The organism is Streptomyces bluensis, from assembly GCF_014650715.1.
GTDB classification, from domain to species: Bacteria; Actinomycetota; Actinomycetes; order Streptomycetales; family Streptomycetaceae; genus Streptomyces; species Streptomyces bluensis.
Map to the genome: position 1 here is coordinate 23,224 of NZ_BMVM01000010.1, position 16,994 is coordinate 40,217.

The 16,994-nt window shown below is 72.0% G+C and carries 14 protein-coding genes; 7 read left to right on the forward strand and 7 right to left on the reverse strand.

What is annotated here, in order from left to right:
• The first annotated feature begins 480 nt into the window (after positions 1-480).
• Together IE262_RS23520 and IE262_RS23525 are read left to right on the forward strand one after the other, a co-directional pair.
• Positions 481-1,536, forward strand: a complete 1,056-nt coding sequence (locus IE262_RS23520; RefSeq protein WP_189876294.1) for a hypothetical protein — start codon at positions 481-483, stop codon at positions 1,534-1,536.
• Positions 1,533-2,219 (forward strand): hypothetical protein, encoded by a 687-nt coding sequence (locus tag IE262_RS23525; RefSeq protein WP_189876296.1) that lies wholly within the window; start codon positions 1,533-1,535, stop codon positions 2,217-2,219. Before IE262_RS23520 ends, IE262_RS23525 begins: the two co-directional genes overlap by 4 nt.
• A 34-nt stretch (positions 2,220-2,253) precedes the next feature.
• Here the strand turns inward: IE262_RS23525 and IE262_RS23530 are convergent, their stop codons facing one another.
• Positions 2,254-3,855 (reverse strand): FadD3 family acyl-CoA ligase, encoded by a 1,602-nt coding sequence (locus IE262_RS23530; RefSeq protein ID WP_189876298.1) that lies wholly within the window; start codon positions 3,853-3,855, stop codon positions 2,254-2,256.
• Positions 3,856-4,026: 171 nt separating this feature from the next.
• On the opposite strand from IE262_RS23530, the gene IE262_RS23535 reads away from it, so the two are divergent.
• From IE262_RS23535 to IE262_RS23545, 3 genes are read left to right on the forward strand one after another with little or no spacing between them, the layout of a single operon-like run.
• The gene (locus IE262_RS23535; protein ID WP_134033817.1) at positions 4,027-5,175 is read left to right on the forward strand and encodes a lipid-transfer protein; all 1,149 of its coding nucleotides are present in this window, start codon (positions 4,027-4,029) and stop codon (positions 5,173-5,175) included.
• A 35-nt stretch (positions 5,176-5,210) separates the two neighbouring features.
• Positions 5,211-5,627, forward strand: a complete 417-nt coding sequence (locus IE262_RS23540) for a Zn-ribbon domain-containing OB-fold protein (protein WP_134033814.1) — start codon at positions 5,211-5,213, stop codon at positions 5,625-5,627.
• On the forward strand, positions 5,624-6,406 hold the full coding sequence (locus IE262_RS23545; RefSeq protein ID WP_229877423.1) for an enoyl-CoA hydratase/isomerase family protein: 783 nt from the start codon (positions 5,624-5,626) through the stop codon (positions 6,404-6,406). Before IE262_RS23540 ends, IE262_RS23545 begins: the two co-directional genes overlap by 4 nt.
• Before the next feature lie 14 nt (positions 6,407-6,420).
• On the opposite strand, the gene IE262_RS23550 is transcribed toward IE262_RS23545, so the two are convergent.
• From IE262_RS23550 to kbpA, 3 genes are all read right to left on the reverse strand, one after another.
• Complete coding sequence (locus IE262_RS23550; RefSeq protein WP_134033808.1) at positions 6,421-6,972, reverse strand: hypothetical protein; 552 nt, start codon at positions 6,970-6,972, stop codon at positions 6,421-6,423.
• 198 nt (positions 6,973-7,170) lie between these two features.
• On the reverse strand, positions 7,171-9,561 hold the full coding sequence (gene afsK, locus IE262_RS23555) for a protein serine/threonine kinase AfsK (protein WP_189876302.1): 2,391 nt from the start codon (positions 9,559-9,561) through the stop codon (positions 7,171-7,173).
• 361 nt (positions 9,562-9,922) lie between these two features.
• Positions 9,923-10,651, reverse strand: coding sequence for an AfsK-binding protein KbpA (gene kbpA / locus IE262_RS23560; protein WP_189876304.1), 729 nt, complete (start codon positions 10,649-10,651; stop codon positions 9,923-9,925).
• Between the two features lie 1,296 nt (positions 10,652-11,947).
• On the opposite strand from kbpA, the gene IE262_RS23565 reads away from it, so the two are divergent.
• The gene (locus IE262_RS23565) at positions 11,948-12,583 is read left to right on the forward strand and encodes a TetR/AcrR family transcriptional regulator (RefSeq protein WP_134034131.1); all 636 of its coding nucleotides are present in this window, start codon (positions 11,948-11,950) and stop codon (positions 12,581-12,583) included.
• 100 nt (positions 12,584-12,683) lie between these two features.
• Here IE262_RS23565 and IE262_RS23570 read toward each other — a convergent pair whose 3' ends face one another.
• Together IE262_RS23570 and IE262_RS23575 are read right to left on the reverse strand one after the other, a co-directional pair.
• Complete coding sequence (locus IE262_RS23570) at positions 12,684-13,181, reverse strand: nitroreductase family deazaflavin-dependent oxidoreductase (RefSeq protein WP_134033799.1); 498 nt, start codon at positions 13,179-13,181, stop codon at positions 12,684-12,686.
• Positions 13,182-13,213: 32 nt separating this feature from the next.
• A complete protein-coding gene (locus tag IE262_RS23575) occupies positions 13,214-14,425 on the reverse strand; it encodes an acyl-CoA dehydrogenase family protein (protein ID WP_189876306.1) in 1,212 nt (403 codons plus the stop codon).
• 122 nt (positions 14,426-14,547) lie between these two features.
• Here IE262_RS23575 and IE262_RS23580 point away from each other — a divergent pair, with 122 nt between their 5' ends.
• The gene (locus tag IE262_RS23580) at positions 14,548-15,726 is read left to right on the forward strand and encodes a thiolase C-terminal domain-containing protein (RefSeq protein ID WP_189876308.1); all 1,179 of its coding nucleotides are present in this window, start codon (positions 14,548-14,550) and stop codon (positions 15,724-15,726) included.
• Positions 15,727-15,831: 105 nt separating this feature from the next.
• Here IE262_RS23580 and bla read toward each other — a convergent pair whose 3' ends face one another.
• Positions 15,832-16,803 carry a class A beta-lactamase gene (gene bla, locus IE262_RS23585; protein ID WP_189876310.1) on the reverse strand — a complete coding sequence of 324 codons (972 nt, stop codon included), beginning with the start codon at positions 16,801-16,803 and terminating at the stop codon, positions 15,832-15,834.
• Positions 16,804-16,994 lie beyond the last annotated feature (191 nt).

Sequence of the window (16,994 nt, forward strand, 5' to 3'; positions counted from 1 at the left end):
GGCAGACTTCGGCCACCCGGAACAGGTAAGGCCAGGAGCGGGCAGTTCGGCGGTGTCTCAAAGCTGCCAATTACCCTTCCCGACACTACTCGTGAGGCTGGTGTGACTGGGGAGGTGCTCCCGCCCCACCCGCCGTACGCCGCTAAACCCGCCCGGCGTGCATGCGAGACGCGGCCGCGCCGTCAACTCCGGCCGGCAATGCAGCCCACGGTACGCGCCCACCACCCGGGGCCCCGCCTTTCCCGGGCCGCCCGCTCGCTTCTCACCCGTGCTGGAGCGGCCCGGGTCAAGGGTGGCCCGCAGGGCCATCGCCGAAGGCGACGCGGAGCGACAGCGGAGCGCCCTTGACGCGGGTCGCGGAAGCACGACACTGGCCAAGAAGCGGGCGGCCCCCTTCCCGCCCCTCCACCTCCCGGCCCCAGGCCCGGCGTTATCCACAGGGGCGAGCGGAGTCGGCGGCTCCTTCGGCACCCTGGGGGCGTGGAGCGCACGGAGCTGAAGCGGCTGGTCGAATGCGGCGTTCTGCTGACCTCCCGTGCCCTGGATGCCGGGTGGTCCCAGCGGTCGCTCAACCGGGCGCTCCGTAAGGACGGGTGGACCCAGGTCCGGGCCGGGGTCTGGGTCGAGCCCAGGCGGGAGGTGGACTGGAGGACGCGGTTGTGGGTCGTGCAGGTGCTGAAGCCGGAGTTGGTCGTCAGTCACCGCGCCGCGGCGGCCCTGTGGCGGATCGAGACGCTGAGCCCGGCACGGGGCGCGGCACGGGGCGCGGCACGGGGCGCGGCGCTGGGCGTGCCGTTGGAGTTCACCGACCCACGCCTCGGCACCCGGCGGGAGGGCGGGGGCGTACGCGTCCACCGGATCCCTCTCGCTGCCCACGAGGTCGTGGAGCGGGGCGGCCTGCGGGTCACCGCCGTCAACCGCACGCTCGCCGACCTCCTCCGGGCCGGGCCGAGGGACGAGGCGCTCGTCGCCGTGGACTCGGCGCTCTCCCGGCGTACGGTCGGACGGGTGCGGCGGGCTCCCCTCACCACGCCGGCTGCCCTCGCCGCCGCCCTGGACGCTCCCCTTCAAGGCGCGCTCAGGGCCCGCCGTTGGCTGGAGCTGGCCGACCCGCGCGCCGGATCGCCTGCCGAGACGATCGCCCGCCTCCGGATGCGGGACGCGGGCCTCCGCCCCGAGAGCCAGGCCGAGTTGCGCACCCCCGACGGGCGACTCCGCTTCCTGGACTTCCTCTTCCGTGCCGAGGGGCTCGCCGTGGAGATCGAGGGCTACGCCTACCACGGCACCCGGGAGTCCCACCGCCGGGACGTGGACCGCTTCAACCAGGTCCTCCAGTGCCCGGAGGTCCGTACGCTGTTGCGCTTCACCGCGGAGGACGTCTTCCTCCGTCCCGCGAAGATGCTCGCTGAGATCCGCGCGGCTCTCAGCCGTCGCAGAGCTGTCCTCCCGGCTTACGGAGCGAACCCCTCCGCCCTCCCCCACGTCCCAGTACCGATCCAGACGGACACGGACACAGAGCAACAGGGGGAGACTTGAGCAAGCGCAAGGTCACCAGGGGCGCCACGGGTGCCGTCGTCACCGTGCTGGCGCTCGGGGCGCTTCAGGGGGCGAGTGCCGCCGGGGACGACAGCGAGAGCAAGGAGAGGGCCGCCTCGTCCGCCTCGCCCGCCGCGCCCTCCAAGGTGTGCGTGGGGACGCAGCCCGAAGGGCGGTTGCCCAGTTGGGGGCCCAAGGGGAGCTACCCCGACGACACGCCGCTGTACCGGGTGCTGGCGTACATCGACAAGACGACCAAGGCCAAGGCCAAGGGCAACGGCAACGGCAACGGCAACGCCTACCGGGACAGCTTCACCGGGTGGTCGGTCGATGACGCGAACCAGGCCGCGAACGTCTACCGCATCCCCGGCAAGGACGCCGACCAGCTCGACGCCGACCTCTGCGGTGCCGCCGAGCAGGGCGTGACGATACGGCTGTACGACACCGACGTCACCGAGGGCGAGCTCAAGAAGCTCCACGGCCGCATCAGCGGTGACATGGGGCGCTGGAAGGGCACCTTCATGATCTGGACGGTCGGGATGACCAGCCACTCCGTGAACGTCGGCGTCTCCGACCCCGAGAAGGCCGAGCCGATCCTCCGGGAGGCCTACGGGGAGGAGGCCATGCGGCATGTCACGATCGAGCGGTCCGAGCAGCCCACCATCCTCCTCCCGGGCAAGTAACCGGACAGGTAACGGTGACAGGTCGGCGGCGCGCTCAGGCTCCGCCCCGCAGCTTCCCCTTCACCACTTTCCCGCTGGCGTTCCGCGGCAGTTCCCTCAGGAACTCCACCGACCTCGGCACCTTGTAGTTCGCCATCTCGCGGCGGGACCAGGCGATCAGGTCGTCCGCGGTGGTCGGGGACCCCGGTCGCCGGACCACGAACGCCTTGCCGACCTCGCCCAGCCGGGGGTCGGGGACACCGATCACGGCCACGTCGGCCACGTCGGGGTGGAGCATGAGGAGTTGCTCTATCTCGGCGGGGTACGCGTTGAAGCCGCCGACGATGAACATGTCCTTGATCCGGTCGGTGATGCGGAGGTTGCCCGCCTCGTCCAGCACGCCCACGTCGCCCGTCCTCAGCCAGCCGTCCGGGGTGAGCGCCCTCGCGGTCTCGGCCGGGTCCTCGAAGTAGCCCCGCATGACGTTGAAGCCGCGGACCAGGACCTCGCCGGGCACGCCCACGGGCCGCGGCGCGCCCGACGGGGCCGCCACCCTGACCTCCGTCCCCGGGATCGCCCGGCCGGACGTCGACGCGATCGCCTGGGCCTCGTCCCCGCGTCGGCACATCGTCACGATGCCGCTGGCCTCGGACAGCCCGTACGCGGTGAGGACCGTGTCGACCCTCAGTTCCGACCGCAGCCGTTCGACCAGTTGCAGGGGGACGACCGCCGCGCCCGTCACCACCAGCCGCAGCGCCGACAGGTCGTGGTCGTCACGGGACGGGTGGTCCAGGAGCGACTGGTGGAGGGTCGGGGGGCCGGGGAGGACCGAGATGCGTTCCGAGGCGATGTTCGCCAGGGCCGTGTCCACGTTGAACACCGGCTGCGGGATCATCGTCGCGCCCCGCATCAGACAGGCCAGCACGCCCGCCTTGTAGCCGAAGGTGTGGAAGAAGGGGTTCACGATGAGGTAGCGGTCGCCGTGGCGCAGGCCCGCCAGGTCGCTCCACACCTCGTACGCGCGCAGTGTCTGCGCGTGGGTGATCACCGCGCCCTTGGGCCGGCCGGTCGTGCCCGAGGTGTAGACGATGTCCGAGGGCGAGTTCCCCGAGAGGGACCTCTCGCGGTCGCGCACCCGCCCCGCCGCCACCGCGTCGCCGCTCGCCAGGAAGTCCTTCCAGGTGCGGAAGTCGGCCGGTGCGTCGTCCGCGAGGACCACCACCTGCTCCAGGTGCGGGAGCGCGGGAAGCGGGCCGGGCCCGTGCCCCTGCCGGGCGGCCCGCCGCAGCGACGCCACGTACGAGGTGCCGAGGAAGGTGCCCGTGACGAAGAGCAGCTTCGCGCGGCTGCGTTCGAGGACGTACGCCGCTTCCGTGCCCTTGAACCGTGTGTTCAGCGGGACCAGGACCGCGCCCGCCGAGACCGCGCCCAGGGCCGAGACGATCCAGTCGAGGGTGTTGGGCGCCCAGATCGCCACCCGGTCGCCGGTCCGGACACCGTTCGCGACGCAGGCCGCCGCGGCGCGTTCGACGCGGGCGCCGAGTTCCGCGTACGTCAGGCGCGTACGGCCCTCCACCACCGCCTCGGTCGGCCCGTACCGCTCGGCCGCCGACCGGACCAGTCCGGGAATGCTCCCCCACTCCACGTCACCGCGCACGACAGGCCTCCCGAAGCCGTGGCACCGAAGCCGGAACAGCCGGCCGCACCTGCTGACCGCCTATTGACCGCCTACTAGCTGACTGTCCGTCAGATTAGCTGTAACCTGACGGGCTGTCAGTACGTAGCGGCATCAGGGGCACTCAGGGCACACCCGTGGAGGTGCGTGCGCATGGCCACCCTCAAGGACGCGACCGCCGTCGTCGGGATCGGACAGACCGCCTTCGCCAAGCAACTCCCGGAGAGCGAGAAGGCGTTGGCGTGCCGCGCGATCCTCGCCGCCCTCCATGACGCCGGGATCGACCCGGGCGAGGTCGACGCGCTCGCCTCGTACACCATGGAGGAGACGGACGAGGTCGAGATCGCGAAGGCGCTGGGGCTCGGGGATCTGACCTTCTTCAGCAAGGTCGGGTACGGCGGGGGCGGTTCGTGTGCCACCGTCGCGCATCTGGCCGCCGCCGTCGCGACGGGGCAGGCGAGCGTCGGGGTCGCCTGGCGGTCTCGGAAGCGGGGGTCGGGGCCGCGCCCCTGGAAGAACACCGCCGTCCAGCTCCCCACGCCCGCCCAGTGGACACGCCCCTTCGGCCTCCTCAGGCCGGTCGACGAGATCGCCATGCTGGCCCGCCGCCATATGCACGAGTACGGCACCACACGGGACCACCTGTTCAACGTCGCGCTCGCCTGCCGCAACCGCGCCAACCAGAATCCGGCCGCCATCATGTACGAGCGTCCCCTCACCCGGGACATGTATATGACCTCCCGGTGGATCAGCGAGCCCCTCTGCCTCTTCGACAACTGCCTGGAGACGGACGGCGCGCTGGCCTGCGTCATCGTCTCCGCCGAGCGGGCGCGGGACTGCCGCCACCGGCCCGTGTACGTCCACTCCGCCGCCCAGGGCCTGCCCGCCCAACACCACGGCATGGTCAACTACTGGAACGACGACCCCCTGACCGGCCCCGCCTGGACCGCCGCCCGGCACCTGTGGAAACACGCCGACTTCGGCCCCGAGGACGTGGACGTCGCGCAGATCTACGACGCGTTCACCGCGCTGATACCGCTGTCGCTGGAGGGTTACGGATTCTGCCGGCGCGGCGAGGGCGGCGCCTTCACCGAGGGGGGCGCGCTGGAGATCGGCGGCCGGCTGCCCCTCAACACGAGTGGGGGCGGGCTGAGTGAGGCGTATGTGCACGGCTTCAACCTCATCAACGAGGGAGTGAGGCAGTTGCGGGGCGCCAGTACGGCCCAGGTCCCGGACGCCGCCACGTGCCTGGTCACGGCCGGTGAGGGAGTGCCCACCTCCGCCCTGCTGCTGCGGACCTGAGTACCTGTGGACCTGAGTACCTGAGGAGTCGAGTGATGCTGACACCTGTCGTGGACGACGACGGCGCCCCCTTCTGGGAGTACACCCGCCGGGGCGAGCTCCGGATCCAGGCGTGCGCCGACTGCGGTGAGCTCCGCTTCCCGCCGCGCCCCTGCTGCCCGCACTGCCAGTCCTTCGCGAGCGAGTGGCGCGAGGTGAGCGGGCACGGGCGCGTCTGGTCGTACGTCGTCCCTCACCCGCCCCTGCTGCCGGACTACGCGGAGCAGGCGCCCTACCCCGTGGTCCTCGTCGAACTGGCCGAGGCGCCCCGCATACGGCTCGTCGGGAACCTGGTCACCGAGGCGGGCGCGCGGCTCGACTCCGTCGAGAGGGAGCGGGTGCGGATCGGGGCGAGGGTGCAGGTGGTCTTCGACGCGGACGGTCTGCCCCAGTGGGTACTGGAGCGGGCGTGAGCGCGAGCGGCGGTCTGCGGAGAAGCGTCGACGAGGACACCGGCGTCGCCGTCCTCACCCTCGACCGGCCCGAGCGCCTCAACGCCATCGATCTGGAGATGGCGGGTGAACTGGCGGCGGCCTGGAGGGAGTTCAGGTTCGACGACAGCATACGGGCCGTGGTCCTCACGGGTGCGGGAGAGCGGGCCTTCTGTACGGGGCTCGACCGGAGCGCCGAGGTGCCGCAGCCCGGCTCGCCGTACATGGTGGACGACCCGCTCATCGCGGTCGGGCCGAAGGCGAACGACCTGTGGAAGCCGGTCGTCGTGGCCGTGGGCGGGATGGCCTGCGGTGGGGCGTTCTATCTCATCGGCGAGGCGGAGTTCGTCGTCGCGGACGAGACGGCGACCTTCTTCGACCCGCACACCACGTACGGGATGGTCAGCGCGTACGAGTCGATCTACCTGGCCCAGCGCATGCCGTTCGGGGAGGTGGCGCGGATGGCGCTCATGGGGACGGCCGAGCGGGTCTCCGCGCGGCGGGCGTACGAGGTGGGGCTGGTGTCCGAGGTGACCGCGCCCGGCGAGGCGCTCGCGGCGGCCGTGCGGTGCGCGTCCGTCATCGCCTCGTATCCGGCCGAGGCGGTGCAGGGGACGGTGCGGGCGTGCTGGGCGGCGCAGGAGGCGTCCCGCGCGCAGGCGCTCGCGCACGCGGGGCATCTCGTGGCCCTCGGCAACCTGCCCCCGCAGCGGCAGGCGGAGCTGTTCTCCGCCCGCCGCCCGGACTTCAGGACACGTTGAGACGGTGCGCGGAGCTACTCGGAGGTCCGCGTCACGCCGCTCAGCCGGCATGTGCTGCCGCTCACGTTCTCCCCGTCCGCCGGGACGTAGGCGGCGGCGACGTCCAGGGTGCCGGAGGAACCGGCGGTGACGTACGGAATGGTGGAGTTGCTGGTGCGTACGACCGAACCGCTCGGGTCCTCGAAGGTGACGTTGAACTCGTAGGTGTACGTCGTGGCCGCGCTGCTGTTGGTGGCGCGGACGCGGGCGACGATGCCACGGGCGGCGTCGAACTCGCAGGACTCGATCTTCACGTCCTTGGCGGCGCGGCCGGAGTTGCTGCCGCCCGTGGAGCCGGAGGAGAGGCCGGAGCCCGAGGTGCTCGTGCCGCCCGTCGTCGTACCGTCGCTGTAGTCGTCGTCCTTGCCGACGTCACCGGTGGTGCCCCCGGTGGAGCCGCCGCTGCTCGAACTCGACGACGAGGAACCGGAGTTGTCACAGCCACCGCCATGGGAGCCGCGGGCGCCGGTGAGGGCGATGACGGCTATGCCGAAGACGGCGACTGCCCGGACATGACGAAGTTTCACGTTCTTCAACCCCCGTTGAGAACTACGGTGAGGACCGTTGTGTTGACGTTGCTTGGCGCAGCTGGGCATTGCTCGGCGCTGCTGGGCACTGCCTGGCATTGCACCCGCATACGAGCAACTGCTGGATGACAGGTGCACGCCACCCTAGCAGCGCTCCGGAGGCGTCCCGGCCACATCCCACAACCGTCCACACGGCCTCTACGTGGTCCGAGCCGTCCCCGTCCCCTTCTCCGCGTCCAGCGCGTACACGCACCGGTCCTTGCTGCACGCGTACACGACCCCGTCCTTCACCACGGGAGGGCCCGTGATCTCGCCGCCCGTGGCCAGTTTCCAGCGGAGGCGGCCGTCGTCGGACTTGAGGGTGTAGAGGAGGTGGTCGGTGGAACCGAAGTGGATACGGCCCTCGGCGACGGCGGGGGCGCCCACGATGTCGCCGCCCGCCTGGAAGCGCCACTTGGGCGTGCCGGTGACGGCGTCCAGCGTGTAGAGGCCCTTGCCGCTGCCCACGTGGACATGGCCCGCGGCGACCAGGACCGGGTCGATGGACGAGCGCGCCTCCGTCGCGATGCGCCAGCGGTCACGGCCGTCGGCGGCGTCGAGGGCGTAGACCGTGCCCAGGTAGTCGGCGAGGTAGATGCCGCCGCCCGTGACCGCCGGTCCGGGCACGAAGGTCGGTGCGCACAGGAACACCGCCGGGGCCTCGAAGTGCCAGCGGACATGGCCGCCCGCGATGTCGATGGCCAGCACGCGCGAGCCGGCCGAGACGTAGACGTAGCCGTCCGCGACGGGCGTCAGACGCACCGGGACGCCGCCGCAGGAGGCCGCGTCGCCGATGGGGTACGACCAGCGCTCCTCACCCGTACGGGCCTCCAGGGCGCGCAGCCGGGCGTCCTTCCAGACGAAGACCGTGCCGTCCTGGACGAGGGGGCCCGCCTCAGGGGACTCGAAGTCGGTCTGAGCGCCGGTGATCTCCCACAGCTTCTGACCGTTCGCAGCATCCCAGGCCTGGACGCCGCCGCCGCGCGTGCCGGTGACGACGGTGCCCCGGTCGGCCTTCAGCGAATACACCCAGGCGTCCACCGAGAGCCGCCACAGGTCGTTGCCCTCGCGGGAGTCCAGGGCGAACAGGGTGGGTCCGTCGGAGGCGTGGATGCGGCCGTCCGCGACCGCCATCGACCAGGCCACGTCGCGTGTCTTGAAGCGGCGGCGGCCGGTCGCCACGTCGAGCGCGTGCACCTCGAAGGAGGTGACGTAGACCAGGTCGTCGGCGACTGCCGGGGTCCCCCAGACGTCGTTCGACATACGGAAACGCCAGGGGCGCCAGCCCGCCCCCGCCTCCGGGGGCACGGGTGGTGCGGTGGTCGCGTGGTGCGCGGGGTCGGCGCCGTTCACGCCGGGGCGCGGGCGCGCCCAGGAGGCCACGAGGCCCGCCTCCGGAGGGGGCGCCTTCACGGCGGCGGCGCGGGCGTCGGCCACGCGCGGGCCGGGCCCGATGGGCACCTGGGCGCCCGCGAGCCGTACGGGACCGGTGTCGGGGGCGCCGGCGGGTGCGGGCGCGGGTACGGGCACGGGTACGGGTACGGGGTCGTACGACGGCGGGGGCGGGATCTGCGGCCCGGGCCTGGCTCCCCCGCCACCGCCACCGCCGCTACCGCCTCCGACACCCGTGGTGGTTCCCGGATGCGTCACCGAGCGGCCGCCGCGGCGTGCCTCGATGAGGGTGACCGCCTTCTCGGGCAGCCACGCGGAGGCCGTACCGCTGTCGTCGGAGCCGGAGCCGAAGAGATGGGGCGCCAGCTGGGCCTGGAGGTCGGCCGGGTTGGGGCGCGCGGTCGGGTCCATCTGCATACAGGACTCGATCAGCGGCCGCAGCTCATCGGGGACCCCGGAGAGGTCCGGTCCCTCCCTGAGCAGCATGAACACGGTCTCGACGGGATTCGCGCCGTGGAAGGGCGCGTGCCCGGTCGCCGCGAAGACGAGCATCGAACCGAGCGAGAACACATCGCTCGCGCCGGTCACGCTCCGTGAGTCCTTCGCCTGTTCGGGCGACATGTAGGCGGGTGTGCCGACGGCGACGTTGGTCATGGTCAGCCGGGTGTTGGACACACCGGAGGCGATACCGAAGTCGATCACCCTCGGCCCGTCCTCGACGACGAGCACGTTGGAGGGCTTCAGGTCCCGGTGGACCAGCCCCGCCCCGTGGATCGACTGGAGGGCCTCCGCGACGCCCGCCGCGAACCAGCGCACCGCCTGGGCCGGGAGCGGCCCGCACTCGGTCACTATCTCTTCCAGCGAGGGCGCGGGCACGTACGCGGTCGCGAGCCACGGCACGGCGGCGCGCGGGTCGGCGTCGACCACGGCCGCCGTGTAGAAGCCGGAGACGGCCCGCGCCGCCTCGACCTCGCGTGTGAAACGAACCCGGAACAACTGGTCCTCGGCGAGTTCCGTCCTGACCGTCTTGATCGCCACTCGCCGGCCCGACGCCGACCGCGCGAGATAGACCAGCCCCATGCCGCCGGCACCCAGCCGTCCCAGCACCTCGAACGGCCCGATCCGCCGCGGATCGTGCTGCGTCAGCTGATCCACCACTTGCCCTGCCACCTCCCCGTACGGGCCGCGTCGCCCTCGAATGAACACGACCCCGTGCAGCGTCTCACCACGGCACCGCCGCGGCGGCACGCCCCCCGATTCTTCCTGCCCGCGCCACCGGTTGCGAACCCGGAGGCGGATCGGGGTGTCTCAGGACAAAACCACGGGATACACCCTCAGGGGAAGCCGCCGCCCGGATCCTGGGACGGGTTCTGGTGACTTCTGGGAGTTCTTGAGACTTCAGAAAGCATAGAAGGCGGCCGGGAGTGGCTGATACTGGCGGTTGGAAGGACCGGTATCAGCGGTAGCCGTAGTCAGCGCCAGCCGTAGGTAGCCTTAGGTGGCCGTAGGTGGGCCGCCTTCAGCGCTGAAGCAGCGCGAACGACGCCCCCTGGTCGTCCGTGACCACCGCCACACGCCCGTACGTGGCGTTGAACGGCGGTACCTGCACGCGTCCGCCCAGCCGCTGCACGGTTCCGAGCGTTTCCTCGGCGTCCGTCACGCCGAAGTGGACGAGGAAGTGGGGCGGCATCTCGGGCGGAAAGACCTCGACGAGTTCGGCGCGGCCGAAGTCGGGGGAGGCGCCGGGGCCGAAGAGGGCGTCGTGGAAGAGGGCGCCGTAGAAGTCGTTGGCGACCTTGGTGTCCCGGGCGTACAGCTCGGCCCAGGCGAAGGTGCCGGGTGCGTGGCGGCGGCCGAAGCCCTGGTGGGTGCCGGGTTGCCAGAGGCCGAAGACGGCGCCTTCCGGGTCGATGGCGAGGGCCGTGGCGCCGAGGGGGCCAAGGCGGGTGGGGTTGGTGATGAGACGGCCGCCGTAGGACTCGATCCGCTCGGCCAAGGCGGTGGCGTCGGGGGTCGCGAAGTGGAGGGTCCAGACGGTCGGCATGCGGCCGTTCACCTTGGGCGCCAGGGCGGCGACGGGCTCGCCCTCCTTGTACGCCCACACAGAGGTGCCGTACCCCTCGCCGTACGTCCACCCGAAGAGGCCGCCGTAGAACCGCTTGCCCGCCTCCACGTCGGGCAACTGCGCGTCCACCCAGCAGGGGACGCCCTCTGGGTACGGTCCGACGTGTGGTGCCGTATCGGCCATACGGCCAACGTAACGGGCTTTGAGGCGGGGCGCGCGAACGGGTAGCCCAACCGGTGCGCGTCGGGGAGGTCGTCGCCCCCGCCGCCCCTACCCGTCCCATCCCCAGGGGCTCCGCCCCTTCAACCCCACCCGAGGGGCCTCCGCCCCCTGCCCCCCGAACACCGAGGCTCCGCCCCGCCCCCGCACTTCAGAACCCCGCACTCCGAGGCTCCGCCCCGGGCCGTGCACTTCAGGGCTCCGCGCTCCGAGGCTGGCACCCCGGACCCCGCACTCCAGGGTGCGCCCCCCGGCCTCACGCTTCAGGGTTCCACGCTTCAGGGCTCCGCCCCAGCCCCCCGCTTCAGGGCTCCACAGCTTCAGGGCTCCACCCCGGGCCCGCGCTTCAGGGCTCCATTCCGGACCCGCCTCACGGGGCCGCACCCCCGGCAACCGCAGCTCGGGGCACCACCCCGGCCCCACGCTTCAGGTCTCCACGCTCCGAGGCCCCGCCCCAGGCCCCGCACTTCAGAGTCCGCCCCCGGCCCCACGCTTCAGGGCTCCACCCCGGACCCGCACCACAGGGCCGCACCCCCGGCCACCGCACCTTCGGGCTCCACCCCGGCCCCGCGCCCCAGGTTCCGCCCCCGCCCCGCGCCTCAGGCTCCACCCCGGACCCGCACCACAGGGCCGCACCCCCGGCCACCGCACCTTCGGGCTCCACCCCGGCCCCGCGCCTCAGGTTCCCCCCGGCCTCCCCGCTTCAAGGCTCCACCCCGCCCCCGCACCACAGGGCCGCACCCCGCCCCTGCACCTCGGGGCTCCAGCCCGCCCCCGCACCCCACGTTCCGCCCCCGCCCCGCGCCTCAGGCTCCACCCCGGACCCGCACCACAGGGCCGCACCCCCGGCCACCGCACCCCCAGCCACCGCGCCTTCGGCCCCCCGGACCGCCCCACGGGGCCGCGCACCTAGGCCCTGCACCTCGGGGCTCCGCCCCGGCCCTTCCCCTCAGCCCCCCGGCGCCATTTCCGGGGGCGCCCCCGGCTCCTCAATCGCCGGAGCGGCGGGGTTTCTGCTGGGCGGGGCTGAAAGATCCAGCTCGGCCGGCGTTTGAGGACGGGCCGTTCAGGCCGGCAGCGGGGGTCTGGGGGCGCAGCCCCCTGGGATGGGACGGGTAGGGGCGGCGGGGGCGAAAGAAACTCGCCATTCACGTCGACCCCCGCCCCACGAACCCCTTGGTGAAAGCCGTACGCCCCATTTGCAGTCGGCCGAATCGCGCTCCCATCACCCCTCGGTAAGCTGACGGCATGACAGGACAAGTGCGTACCGTCGACGGCCGCGTGGCCGGCCGACGTGGGCAGGCGACCCGGCAGAAGCTGCTCGACTGCCTCAGCGAGATGCTCAGCTCCTCCCCGTACCGGGACGTCAAGGTCATCGATGTCGCCCGGAGGGCGGGGACTTCGCCCGCGACCTTCTACCAGTACTTCCCGGACGTCGAGGGCGCCGTCCTGGAAATCGCTGATCAAATGGCCGCCGAGGGCGCCGGGTTGACCGAGTTGCTCGAAGGACGGTCCTGGGTCGGCAAGGCCGGCTGGCAGACCGCACAGGAGCTCGTCGACGGCTTCCTGGACTTCTGGCGCAGGCACGACGCGATCCTGCGCGTCGTCGACCTGGGCGCGGCCGAGGGCGACAAACGTTTCTACAAGATCCGTATGAAGATCCTGAACTCCGTGAACAACTCCCTCGCGGACGCGGTCGCCGAGCTCCAGGCGAAAGGCAGGGTCGACAAGGACGTGAACCCGGCGGCGATCGCCGGTTCGATCGTCGCCATGCTCGCCGCCGTGGCCTCGCACCAGAAGGGCTTCCAGAGCTGGGGCGTCAAACAGGCCGAACTGAAGCCGAATCTGTCCCTGTTGGTGCACCTCGGCATCACGGGCAGGAAGCCGACCAAGTAGCGAAAGATTTCGAGAGATTCGCTTCGCTTGCAAGTCCTGTCATACAGGCGGCAGTTGACCCGTTCCCCGGGAGGCTGCCGCCTGTCGACGTATGGGGGCGTCAGCGCCGTACGATCCGGAACACCCGGATCTCCCGCTCCACCCTCCCCTGGTACGTCGCGTACGGCGGCCAGAACGCCAGCAGCGCCTGCCACGCGGCCGCCCGCTCCTCCCCCTCCAGCAGCCGCGCCCTGACCGGTATGTCCTCGCCCTTCCAGCTGATCTCGGCGTCGGGGTGGGCGAGGAGGTTGGCGGTCCAGGCGGGGTGGCTGGTGCGTCCGAAGTTCGAGCCTATGAGGAGCCAGCTCGCGGGGCGCCCGCCGGACACGGACTCCGGCATGCAGGCCAGTGGCGTACGGCGAGGCTGACCGCTTCTCGCCCCGGTGGCCGTCAGGATCGCACCGGGCAGCAGCTGCGCGCTGAGCAGCACCCTCCCGCGGGTCAGCCGGTGGGTCGCGCGGTCGAGCGCGGGGATGACGTGCGGCGCGATCCGCGCGAACGTCCGCGTGGACGACATCCTCTGCACCAGCCGGACACCCAGATCGCTCCCTTTCCTCATGGCTTTCCTCGGGGCTTTCCTCGGGGCCGCCATCAGACCGCCACCTCCCCGTCCTCGAAGAGCCTGGCCGCGTCGGCCGCGTGTGAGCGCAGCCGGTGCACGGGGCCGAAGAGCAGCTCGTCCCCGGCGGCCCGTTTGAAGGACAGGTGCGCGTCGTGTTCCCAGGTGAACCCGATACCCCCATGCAACTGGATGCCCTCGGCCGCCGCCACCCGCAGCGCCTCCAGCGCCTGGGCGAGCGCGAGCCCGCCCACCCGCTCCCCAGGGGGGACGGTGTGGGCCCTGCGGGCCGTCGCCCAGGCCGCGTAGTACGCCGCCGACCGCGCCGCCTGCACCCGTACGTACACGTCCGCCAGCCGGTGCTTGACCGCCTGGAAGGACCCGATCGGCCGCCCGAACTGCTCCCGCTGCCGTACGTGGGCGACCGTTCGCTCCAGCGCCCGGCCGGCCACGCCCACGGCCTCGGCGGCCAGGACGGCGGCGACGGTGTCCCCGGTGCCGGCCAGCGCCTGGAGTACGTCGTCCGTCTCCTCTCCGGGACCGAGTAACTCCGCGGCCACGTCTCGCAGTTCCAGGCGGGCCCGCGGCCGTGTCTCGTCCAGGGCCGTCTGCCGTACGCGCGTCAGGCCGTCCGCCGGGGCGCGTACGGTGAACAGCAGCGTGCGCGACCGCGCGTACCCTCCGGTGTGCGCGGCCACCACCAGCAGCTCCGCGCTGTGCCCGTCGAGCACCTGGTCCACCTGCCCGTACAGCCGCCACCCGCCGTCGACGCGCCTCGCCTGCACTCCGCCCGCGCGCCCGCCCCCGGCCCAGTCCCCGTGGTTGTCGCCGGTCAGTCCGAGGGCGGCCCCAAGGCGCGGACCCGGCACGGCCAGGGCAGCGGTCGCCCTGCCACCGGCCAGGCGCGGCAGCAGGTCGGCGCGCTGCTCCCGCGTGCCGAGCGCGAGAAGCAGCGGGGCGACCACGACACAGGTCGCGAGGAACGGGCTGGGGGCCAGCGCGCGACCCAGCTCCTCCCCCGCCAGTGCCAGTTCGGTCGCCGAGCACCCGATCCCGCCGTACGCCTCGGGCACGGCCAGTCCGGGCAGGCCCAGTTGGTCGGCGAAGGTGGTCCACAGCCCGCCGTCGTACCCCTCCTCGGTCCGCAGGGCCGCGCGCACCTCCTCCGGGCCGCAGCGCTTGAGGAGCACCTCCCGTACCGTGCGCCGGATGTCTTCCTGTTCGGCGGTGAAGCGGGCGTCCATGGGCGGTCCCCTCTTCCTCACTGAGGCCTGACCTGACGCTCCGTCATATTAGGCCCGGCGCACCCGGCTGCACACCCCCACCCCTCCCCCGGCGCACACTGATCTGATGTACCGTCAGATTCATGACTGCTGCTGTGACCGGTCGAAGGGTCGCGATCGTCGGCGTCTCCCTCTCCGACTGCGGCCGCGTGGACGACGCGACGCCGTACGCTCTGCACGCCCAGGCCGCCCGCCGGGCCCTGACCGACTCGGGTCTCGGCCGCGAGGTCGTCGACGGCTTCGCGTCGGCGGGGCTGGGCACACTGGCCCCCGCGGAGGTAGCCGAGTACCTGGGGCTGCGGCCGACGTGGATGGACTCCACCTCCGTGGGCGGCTCCACCTGGGAGGTCATGGCGGCCCACGCGGCGGACGCGATCGCGGCGGGCCACGCGAACGCGGTGCTGCTCGTGTACGGCTCGACGGCCCGCGCGGACATCAAGGCGGGACGCAGGACGGGCAACCTGTCCTTCGGAGCCCGCGGCCCTCTCCAGTTCGAGGTCCCCTACGGCCACACCCTCATCGCCAAGTACGCCATGGCCGCCCGCCGCCACATGCACCAGTACGGCACCACGCTGGAGCAGCTCGCCTCCGTCGCCGTCCAGGCCCGCGCGAACGCCGGGCCCAACCCCGAGGCCATGTTCCGCGAACCGATCACCGTGGACGACGTCCTGTCCGGCCCGATGATCGCGGACCCCTTCACCAAGCTGCACTGCTGCATACGGTCCGACGGCGGGGCGGCGGTGCTGCTGGCGGCCGAGGAGTACGTACGGGACTGCCGCCCGACCCCGGTGTGGATCCTCGGCACCGGGGAGCATGTCTCGCACACCACCATGTCCGAGTGGGCCGACTTCACCGTCTCCCCGGCGGCGGTGAGCGGGCGCCTCGCCTTCGAGCGGGCGGGGGTGCGCCCGCAGGAGATCGACTTCGCCGAGATCTACGACGCCTTCACGTACATGACGCTGGTGACGCTGGAGGACCTCGGCTTCTGCGGGAAGGGCGAGGGCGGGGCGTTCGTGGAGGAGGGGCGGCTGACGCTGACCGGCGACCTGCCGGTGAACACCGACGGGGGTGGCCTGTCGGCCCAGCACCCGGGGATGCGGGGACTGTTCCTGCTCGTGGAGGCCGTACGGCAGTTGCGCGGGGAGGCCGGCGAGGGACGGCAGGTCCGCGCGGCGGACGGCGGCACGCCCCGGCTGGCCGTCGCGTCCGGGACGGGCGGCTGGTTCTGCTCGTCGGGGACGGTGGTGCTCGGCCGGGGCTGAGTCCGCTACGGCGACGTCGTTGATCGGGGTACGACAGTGCGCCGGGACTGCGACCGCTTGTCGGCGACCACGACAGCGTGTCGGGACTACAACAGCGTGTCGGGACTACGACAGCTTGTCGGCGACCACGGAGGCCGCTTCCGCGATCAGTTTGTTGTCGTGGGTGTCGTCCGCCTTGCCGCGGTTCGTCAGGATCGCCATGACGATGGGGGCCGAGTCGGGGGGCCACACGACGGCGATGTCGTTGCGGGCGCCGTAGCCGTTGCCGCTTCCGGTCTTGTCGCCGACCACCCAGCCCTCGGGCACCCCGGCCCGGATGACCTCGTTCCCGGTGGTGTTGGTCTTCAGCCACGTGGTGAGCTGGGCGCGCTCCCGCTTGCGGAGGACGTCCCCGAGAACGTACGCCCGCAGGTCCTTGGCGAGTGCCCGCGGGGTGGTCGTGTCCCGGGTCTCGCCCGGCACCCAGTTGCTCAGGTCGGGTTCGATGCGATCCATCGAGGTGACCTGGTCGCCCAGCTTCCTGAGCTCCGCTTCGAGAGCCTTGGGGCCGCCGAGCTCCTCGTACAGCAGGTTTGCCGCGGTGTTGTCGCTGTACCGGACGGCGGCGTCGCACAGCTCGCTCAGCGTCATCCCGGTCTCGACGTGCTCCTCGGTGATCGGGGAGTTGGCGACCAGGTCGTCCTCGGAGTACCTGACCACCTTGTCCATACCGCTCAGGGAGTACTTCCGCAGAACGGCGCCGGCTTCGAGCGCCTTGAACGTGGAGTGGTAGCCGAACCGCTCGCCGTCCCGGTAGGCCACCTCGCGTCCGGTGCCGGTGTCGATCGCGTAGACGCCGAGCCGGGCGTCGAACTTGCGCTCCAGTTCCTCCAGTTCGTTCAGTTCGTTCAGTTCATTTGACGCGCCGGTGATCGGCCTCGCCGCCGCGACCGGGGACGCCGACGCGGCCGACGAGGTCGCGGAGCCCTCCTGGCCGCAGGCGACGAGCGGCACGACGAGCGCGAGCGCGGCGAGCGCGCCGCGCAGACCTCGGCGGGCAGGGGTGTGGCGGGCAGGGGTGTGGCGTGTGATCCGCATGGTCCAGCCTCCTGGGTGTCATGAGTGCGGAGATCCGGAGATCCCGAGATCCGGAGATCCCAAGGCCCCGAGATCGCAAGACCCCGAGATCCGGAGATCCGGTGATCACCCTCACCGCCGTGCCGCCATGCGGTCCAATACCCGAACGCTCCGTTCCATGCTGATTCAGCATGGGGCCGAGCCGTGGATCT

Coding starts and splice junctions, on each gene's coding strand:
- IE262_RS23540 (WP_134033814.1), top strand. CDS start 5,211: ATGCTGACACCTGTCGTGGACGACGACGGCGCCCCCTTCTGGGAGTAC.
- IE262_RS23570 (WP_134033799.1), bottom strand. CDS start 13,181: ATGAGGAAAGGGAGCGATCTGGGTGTCCGGCTGGTGCAGAGGATGTCG.
- bla (WP_189876310.1), bottom strand. CDS start 16,803: ATGCGGATCACACGCCACACCCCTGCCCGCCACACCCCTGCCCGCCGA.
- IE262_RS23580 (WP_189876308.1), top strand. CDS start 14,548: ATGACTGCTGCTGTGACCGGTCGAAGGGTCGCGATCGTCGGCGTCTCC.
- kbpA (WP_189876304.1), bottom strand. CDS start 10,651: ATGGCCGATACGGCACCACACGTCGGACCGTACCCAGAGGGCGTCCCC.
- IE262_RS23575 (WP_189876306.1), bottom strand. CDS start 14,425: ATGGACGCCCGCTTCACCGCCGAACAGGAAGACATCCGGCGCACGGTA.
- IE262_RS23535 (WP_134033817.1), top strand. CDS start 4,027: ATGGCCACCCTCAAGGACGCGACCGCCGTCGTCGGGATCGGACAGACC.